Source organism: Cypionkella sp., assembly GCF_030652235.1.
Taxonomy (GTDB): Bacteria; Pseudomonadota; Alphaproteobacteria; order Rhodobacterales; family Rhodobacteraceae; genus Cypionkella.
Map to the genome: position 1 here is coordinate 1 of NZ_JAUSBA010000038.1, position 7,343 is coordinate 7,343.

The window sequence follows — 7,343 nt, forward strand, 5'->3', positions numbered from 1 at the left end:
TGGTATATTGAATAGTGGCTCTGTTGATGGCGTGGATGCCCCCTTCTGACGGCATCGCAAAGTGCCAATGTGATGAGTGTTGAAGCCATCACAGAAGAAGAGGACATCCACGCCATCAACAGAGCCAGTCACTTTGTAAAATGCGCGAATTGCCGCAGGCACATCCAAAGCCAACGAAAACTTTGTAAAAATGACCTCTAAAAAAGACGGCCCGTGTACGGCCGCGACATATAAGTGCAGGTGGCTTGAAACAAAGAAAACGCAAAAAATTATATTTTTTCATATTTGGAACAAATACTTAACCCTTAAAAAGCACATTTTTGGCAAATGCAACAAATTATCTTTAAATTTAAAAACAATGCTAAAGGTTGAATTATCCAATGAAAATCCTAGCCTTCCACCACGGAAGTATGAGGAAAGTTCCATGGAAACCATCTCTACCGGTCAATATGACCTTATTTATAACGCGTTCTCGTTCACGTTTGCGGCGATGATGGCAGCGACGCTGTTTTTCTGGTTCGGTCGATCGCAAGTGTCGGATAAGTATAAAACCGCAATGACGGTGACTGGCTTGGTCACGTTTATTGCGGCCTACCACTATCTTCGGATCTCGCAAAGTTGGGCCGAGGCCTACACTGTCATTAACGGCACGATCGTAGCGTCCGGGGTCCCGTTCAACGATGCCTACCGCTACGTCGACTGGTTCCTGACAGTGCCATTGTTGCTGGTCGAACTGATCTTGGTTATGGGTCTTAGCCGTCAGGAAACCTCGTCCAAGGCCATTCGATTGGGCCTGCTGGCGGCCCTGATGGTCGGGTTGGGTTATCCAGGCGAGATTGCCGATGCCGCGTCTGGGCGTTGGTTGTGGGGTGGTTTGGCGATGCTCCCGTTCCTGTGGATCGTCTACGAGCTGTTCGTCGGCCTGAGCCGGTCTGTCGAACAACAGCCCGAAAGTGCGCGTGGGCTGGTCAAAGCGGCAATCTGGGTAACCGTCCTATCGTGGTCGTTCTATCCGGTGGTATTTTTTGCCGGTGCGGTCGGGCTTGAAGGCGCAACCGCGCTGACTGTGGTCCAGGTGGGCTATACCATCGCCGATCTGGTTGCAAAAGCCGCCTTTGGTGTGCTGATCTTCCTGATCGCGGTGCGCAAGTCGGAAGCAGACATGGGCCGCGCTCAAACAGCCTGATCGTTGAAAAACCTGTCCGGTGGCGGCGTCGTCGCCACCGGAACTCTCAACACTGCCCATCAAATCATAGCGATCCCCAGACATGCATTTTGCCCCCATCAGACCCGACATGACAGCTCGGCTGACGACAGTCAGTCAAAAGATGCTGTCTGTCGCCATCGGTTCACGCGACCCTCAATCGCCCGTTTGCCAAGCGGTCATTCATCATCTTAACACACCCGGATTGCGCGTTCGTAGCCAGATTGCGCTGCACGCAGCCGCTTGCGTGGGCGTCGATATCCAGTCAGCACTGGCAATTGGAGCCTGCTGCGAGCTTTTGCACAACGCATCTTTGATCCACGACGACCTGCAGGACCGCGATCACCTGCGCCGGGGTATGCAAGCGGTGTGGAGCAAGTTTGGCGATGATGTCGCCCTGTGTGCGGGCGATCTTTTGTTGTCGGCGGCCTATGCAGCGCTGGCCGAAGTAACCGACGTTGCTGCGATCCCGCGGTTGATAGCGCAGACACACGCGGCGGTCGCACAAACCATTCAGGGGCAATCGTCTCCTGCCATGCCACCGCACGCTGAATCCGACCGGATTGCAGCCTATCAGGCGATGGCAGCCGCGAAATCCGGACCGCTTTTAAGTCTGCCATTCGGTTTGGTCTTCAGTTTCTGCAACCGGCCCGATCTGGTGGCAACGTCAGCCCGTGCTGTCTCTGCATTCTCAATCGCCTACCAAATTACCGATGATCTGGCCGATATTGAAACCGACGCGCGCACTGCATCTGGCGCCGCAGCGAACATCGTGATTGTTCTGGAAACTTCGAGCGCTCGTGACCGCGCAGCTGCAAAGATCACCGCCGATCAAATGGCGCGTGCCAGGCTGGCAGACGCGCTGGCCATAGCGGCCGATCTGCCAGACGGGACAGCCGCAATCCTGTCTGACCTTGCCCAACGCATCACCGATAAACTGGATGGATATCAATAATGCCACGCGATTTTCGGGCCGAGGCGGCTGCAACCGCGATTGTTGTAGGTGGCGGGTTTGGCGGGTTGGCTGCAGCGTTGCGCCTGCGCGCGCGCGGCTATCATGTCACGATCATCGACCGCTGTGCGCGGCTTGGCGGGCGGGCGCAGGTGTTTGAAAGAGACGGGTTTCGCCATGATGCCGGGCCCACAGTCATCACGGCCCCGTTTTTGTTTGAAGAGCTGTTCACGCTGTTTGGCAAGAAAATGTCGGATTATGTGACGCTGGTAACGCCAGACCCATGGTATCGCTTTCACTTTTCCGATGGTGCCACGCTGGATTATGGCCCGACGCAGGACCGGACCGAGGCCGAAATCGCTCGCTTCAACCCCGCAGATGTGGCTGGTTTCCGCAGGCTGATCGCGCATTCCAAGGCGATTTATGACGTGGCTTTTACCAAACTGTCGGACCGGCCTTTTCACAGTCTGTGGTTCATGATCCAACAAATCCCCGATCTTCTGCGCCTGAAAAGCTATGAAAGCGTTTGGAAAATGGTCAGCCGCTACTTGACTGACGACCGCTTGCGTCAGGCCTTTTCCGTGCAGCCCTTGTTGGTTGGCGGCAATCCCTATGCCACCACCAGCATTTACGGCCTGATCACCTATGTCGAACAGCGCGATGGCATCTGGTTTGCGATGGGCGGCACCGGGGCGCTGGTGGATGCGCTGTCAATATTGATGACCGAGGAAGGGATCGAGATCAGAACCGGCGAAACCGTTGATCAGATTGAACTGGAAAACGGTCGCGCCTGCGGGGTTCGGCTGGCCAGCGGACGGGTGATCCGGTCTGACATCGTGGTCACTGATGTGGATCCGGTGCATCTCTATCGCAACATGCTGCCGCAAAAGGCGGGCTCAAAGCTGGCAAGGTTCCGCGCAAAACACGCGACCTCCTCGATGGGGCTTTACGTGATGTACTTCGGCGCGCGGCAGCAATGGGTGGATGTAGCGCATCACACGATCTGGTTTGGCACCCGCCACCGCGAATTGCTCGCTGAAATTTTCAGGAATGAGAAGTTGCCCGAGGATTTCTCGCTGTACGTCCATCGCCCCACCGCGACCGACCCCAGCTTTGCGCCAGCAGGTTGCGACAGCTTTTATGTGCTGTGCCCGGTGCCGAACCTGCGCGCCGGCATCGATTGGGCGGTGGAGGGGCCACGCTTGCGCGACCGCATTGTGGCTGCTCTGGATGGGTCTATGCTGCCGGGGTTGATGGACACGATCTGTTCTGAATTCGCGATGACGCCGAATGATTTCAAAGATCGTTATCTAAGCGTGGATGGTGCCGGCTTTTCGATCTCGCCGTATTTCCGGCAATCGGCATGGTTCCGGTTTCACAACCGGGGCGAGGGTATTGCGGGCCTTTACGTTGTCGGGGCAGGCGCGCATCCCGGCGCGGGGTTGCCGGGCGTGGTGTCATCAGCCAAAACACTGGACCATCTTGTGCCTGAGCCGGTGGCCGTGCTGTGAAGCGCGCGGGTGATCTGCCAACGGACCTGCCCGATGCATGGCCGACACTGAAAAAGCATGGCAAGACGTTCGCATGGGCGGCGCATCTGATGCCACGCCGCGACGCAGACCGTTTGGCGCAGCTTTATGGAATCTGCCGGAGGCTGGACGACCTGGCGGATCTTGATGGCGGCTCAGATGCCACGGGACGGCTTCTGGGCTTGCGCGCACAGCCTTGGAGGTCCAGTTCTGCCGATCCAATAGCGCGGGAATTGGCCACGATGGTTGCGGACATGAGCGTGAACCCGGTCCCGATGCAACAGTTGCTTGACGGGCTGATCAGTGACCTTGATCATCAGATCATCGCTGATGAACCAAGCCTGATCCGCTACGCCTATCTGGTGGCCGGAACCGTGGGGTTGATGGTCTGTGACGTTTTGGACGTTGAGGCACCAACAGCCCGCAAAGCTGCCGTCAACCTCGGCATAGCTATGCAACTGACCAACATTGCGCGCGACGTGCACGAGGATGCTGTCGCTGGCCGCAAGTATGTACCAGCGAGCTGGTGGGATGCTGCGCCCGAAGACATTGTGAATCCCGCGCCCGACATGCAGCGCACCGGGGCTATTGCCGTGCTGCGCTTGTTGGATTTGGCGGACGGCTACTATGACCGCGCATCTTGCGGCTTTGCTTTCCTGCCGATGTCATCGCGTATCGGGTTGGCCGTCGCCGCCCGTGTCTACCGCGGCATCGGTGCTGAATTGCGGCGTCGCGGTGGTGCCTTTCATCAAGGGCGGGTTTACGTTCCCCGCTGGCGCAAGGCGGTTTTGACCGTTGCGGCGGTTGGCACACTGGCCATTCCTGCCAAGCCAGCCGTTGATTTGCACCCGCATCCGGAAGATCTTGATCTGCTCCCGCCAGCCTCGAAGGTGGTGATCAGTGGCCGCTATTGATGCCGATGTGGCAATACTCGGCGGTGGTTGCGCGGGCCTGAGCCTTGCTGTGCGTCTGGCAGGATCAGGCGTGCGCGTCACCGTGATCGAGCCGCGTTTGGAATATGAAGATGACCGCGTCTGGTCGTTTTTTCGCACCCGGCCTGATCCGTTCACGGCTTGTGTGCGGGCGAGCTGGTCGAAATGGCATGTCTCCAGCGGCGGTGTGACGGTGCCGCGTAGATCAGACCGTCTGCGCTATGAAAGCGTATCGTCGGGGGCGTTCTATCAGCTGGCGCTGCAAATCTGTCATGCGGCGCCAAACATCGACCTGCGCCTTGGCACATCCGTCTTGGTCGACCCACGGCTGCCCGCGATGCACGGCCCGTGGCGGATGGAAACCAGTGCCGGTCAACTGACCAGCCGATATGTCATCGACACCCGTCCCACCGGGCGCACCTCTGGGTACGGACAGTCGTTTCTGGGGCAGGAAATCCGGGTCGGGTTTGATGCTTTTGACCCTGAAGATGTGCCCATGATGTGTTTTGCCGCCCCGCGCCCGGACCGGGTGGATTTCTTGTACATCCTGCCATTTGCCCGCAATGAGGCCCTGGTCGAGGTTACCACCTTTGGCGCAGAAATACCCGATATCAGCGAACACCGGCGCTGGTTGGAGTGCGAAATCGCGCAACTGGCCCGTGGACAATCCTATGATATCCTGCGCGAAGAACGTGCGTTTATCCCGATGGTCCTGCCACAATCGGGGGCACCAATCGCACCCGCGCGCTTTGCCCATGCCGGATTGCGCGGCGGGGCAGCACGGCCCAGCACGGGGTATGCGTATCAACGCATCCAGCAGATGGCCGATCTTTGCACAGCCCAAATCCTGCGTGGCGTGGACGGCATCGATCTGCGCCTGGACAGCCCGGTGACCCGCTTCATGGACGGTGTATTCCTGCGGGTCTTGCAACGCCGACCCGACCGGGGGCCCGCGCTATTCAGCGCCCTGTTCCGCAACGCGCCCGCTGATCGGCTGGAGCGGTTCCTGTCTGGATCAACTGCACCGATTGACCGGGTGTCGGTGATGGCGTCCTTGCCGCCCGCCCCCTTCCTGCGCGAAGTGTTCACCGGATGAGCCGCACGCCCCATCTGGCCGGACGACACCGTTTCCTGTTTGCGGCTATAGTGCCGTTTTTGTTGGTGATTTTTCTTACTTTTCAGCCGCCGCTGATATGGCAGATCATCGCACTTGGGCCATTGGTTGCCCTGCTGGGCCTGCCCCACGGCGCATTGGATCACCGGGTCGCAAGCGCCCTGTGGCCGCTGATCACGCGGCGCGATCATGCGGTGTTCATCGCAGGATATATCGGTCTTGCGTTTGCTGTTGTGGTTTTGTGGATCATTGTACCAAGTTTCGCCCTTGCGGCATTTCTGATCTATTCGGCGCTGCATTTTTCAGATGACTGGCGGGCCGAATTGGGCTTGTGGCAAAGCCTGCCGTTGGGGATCTCTGTCATAGCCTTGCCCGCCTTGGTTTTTCAATCCAACGCGGCGGTGCTGTTTGGTTTTCTGATAGCAGAGCCAACCGCCACGCTGTTTGCTGCCCTGCTGCACAAGATGGCAATCGCGGCAATCATCGCGTCGGTCTTGTGTCTGGTGGTGAACCTGCGGACTGCGCCGTGGGTTACGGTGGAATATGCCTTGCTGGTTGCGACAGCCTTGCTCACCCCGCCCCTGATCTACTTTGTGATCTACTTCTGTCTCCTGCACTCCCCCCGCCATTTCCTGTTGACGGCAGGCCTGCTTGGCCTGACGCCGTTGCAAGGTCTGCGCGCTGCGTGGCCAATTCTGATGGCAACTTTGGCAATGACCGCCCTTGGCGTCATTGTCCTTGCAGTTTTCACCCCTGCGTTCGAACCAGCAACAGTGCAGATCGTGTTTATCGGTCTGGCCGCTGTGACCGTTCCGCACATGCTGCTGACCGCTGTGTTCAGGTCAACTCACCAGTAGCAGCCATTATTCCAAACCCTGCCTGACCCATAAGGCGCGCCGGGCCAAACAATTGACGCGTCCGGTGATCAGCAGGTCAATGCAACAGTTTCGAATGACGCGGGGACATCGTTTCAGCACGGTGCCTTGTGGATTTCACCCTGTGCTGCACTACTTTCGAAATATGGAAAACAGCGCAAAAACCTCCGTTCTTTACAACGCCACCTGCCCGGTCTGTAACTTTGAGATACAGCATTACGCGCGGTATGCGGATGCCAATGATCTGCCGATCCGGTTCGACGATCTGAACTCGGACGCGCGAGCCAAATGGGGGCTGGATGCCGATACTGCGGCGAGGCGGCTTTATGTGCTGCATGAGGGCACGCTGACATCTGGGATACCGGCGTTTCTGGTGCTGTGGGCGCAAATGCCAAAGTATCGGTGGCTGGCGAGGATGGTGGGATTTCCGGGGATCAAGCAGATCGCCTGCGTGGCCTATGACCATGTTCTGGCGCCCGCCATTTACCGCTGGCACCTGCGCCGGTTGCGCAAGCAAACCGCCCGCGCCCGAGACTGACAATGGAGCAACCCTTGCCTCACGATGATGATGGTGCTGCGGTGCCGACGGGTCGCGTGGCGCGGTTGCTTCGGTTTGGCGGCATGGCTTCGGGGATTGCGGGCAATGTTGCGGCGGGTGGCCTGCGGGCACTCGCCAGCGGCAAGCGGCCCGATCTGGCGCAACTGCTGCTGACACCCGCGAATACCTTGCGGCTGAC

The 7,343-nt window shown here is 58.4% G+C and carries 7 protein-coding genes and 1 pseudogene; all 8 read left to right on the plus strand.

The window, feature by feature from the left end:
* The first annotated feature begins 424 nt into the window (after window positions 1-424).
* Window positions 425-1,186, plus strand: coding sequence for a bacteriorhodopsin-like (locus Q7V03_RS12940; RefSeq protein ID WP_304926009.1), 762 nt, complete (start codon window positions 425-427; stop codon window positions 1,184-1,186).
* 142 nt (window positions 1,187-1,328) lie between these two features.
* Complete coding sequence (locus Q7V03_RS12945) at window positions 1,329-2,159, plus strand: polyprenyl synthetase family protein (RefSeq protein WP_304926014.1); 831 nt, start codon at window positions 1,329-1,331, stop codon at window positions 2,157-2,159.
* Window positions 2,159-3,667: a phytoene desaturase family protein gene (gene crtI, locus Q7V03_RS12950; RefSeq protein WP_304926010.1), complete on the plus strand. Its 1,509-nt coding sequence runs from the start codon at window positions 2,159-2,161 to the stop codon at window positions 3,665-3,667. Before Q7V03_RS12945 ends, crtI begins: the two co-directional genes overlap by 1 nt.
* Window positions 3,664-4,599, plus strand: a complete 936-nt coding sequence (locus tag Q7V03_RS12955; protein WP_304926011.1) for a phytoene/squalene synthase family protein — start codon at window positions 3,664-3,666, stop codon at window positions 4,597-4,599. The genes crtI and Q7V03_RS12955 overlap by 4 nt, the downstream gene beginning before the upstream one ends.
* Window positions 4,586-5,713 carry a lycopene cyclase family protein gene (locus Q7V03_RS12960; RefSeq protein ID WP_304926012.1) on the plus strand — a complete coding sequence of 376 codons (1,128 nt, stop codon included), beginning with the start codon at window positions 4,586-4,588 and terminating at the stop codon, window positions 5,711-5,713. The genes Q7V03_RS12955 and Q7V03_RS12960 overlap by 14 nt, the downstream gene beginning before the upstream one ends.
* Window positions 5,710-6,588, plus strand: a complete 879-nt coding sequence (locus Q7V03_RS12965) for a Brp/Blh family beta-carotene 15,15'-dioxygenase (RefSeq protein WP_304926013.1) — start codon at window positions 5,710-5,712, stop codon at window positions 6,586-6,588. Before Q7V03_RS12960 ends, Q7V03_RS12965 begins: the two co-directional genes overlap by 4 nt.
* 163 nt (window positions 6,589-6,751) lie before the next feature.
* On the plus strand, window positions 6,752-7,144 hold the full coding sequence (locus Q7V03_RS12970) for a thiol-disulfide oxidoreductase DCC family protein (protein ID WP_304926015.1): 393 nt from the start codon (window positions 6,752-6,754) through the stop codon (window positions 7,142-7,144).
* 14 nt (window positions 7,145-7,158) lie between these two features.
* Window positions 7,159-7,343 (plus strand): annotated as a pseudogene (locus Q7V03_RS12975) (AarF/ABC1/UbiB kinase family protein); the annotation flags it as partial.

What these genes read in the sequence shown, in the direction of transcription:
- Q7V03_RS12940 (WP_304926009.1), top strand. Translation starts at nt 425, where the DNA reads ATGGAAACCATCTCTACCGGTCAATATGACCTTATTTATAACGCGTTC.
- Q7V03_RS12945 (WP_304926014.1), top strand. Translation starts at nt 1,329, where the DNA reads ATGCTGTCTGTCGCCATCGGTTCACGCGACCCTCAATCGCCCGTTTGC.
- crtI (WP_304926010.1), top strand. Translation starts at nt 2,159, where the DNA reads ATGCCACGCGATTTTCGGGCCGAGGCGGCTGCAACCGCGATTGTTGTA.
- Q7V03_RS12965 (WP_304926013.1), top strand. Translation starts at nt 5,710, where the DNA reads ATGAGCCGCACGCCCCATCTGGCCGGACGACACCGTTTCCTGTTTGCG.
- Q7V03_RS12970 (WP_304926015.1), top strand. Translation starts at nt 6,752, where the DNA reads ATGGAAAACAGCGCAAAAACCTCCGTTCTTTACAACGCCACCTGCCCG.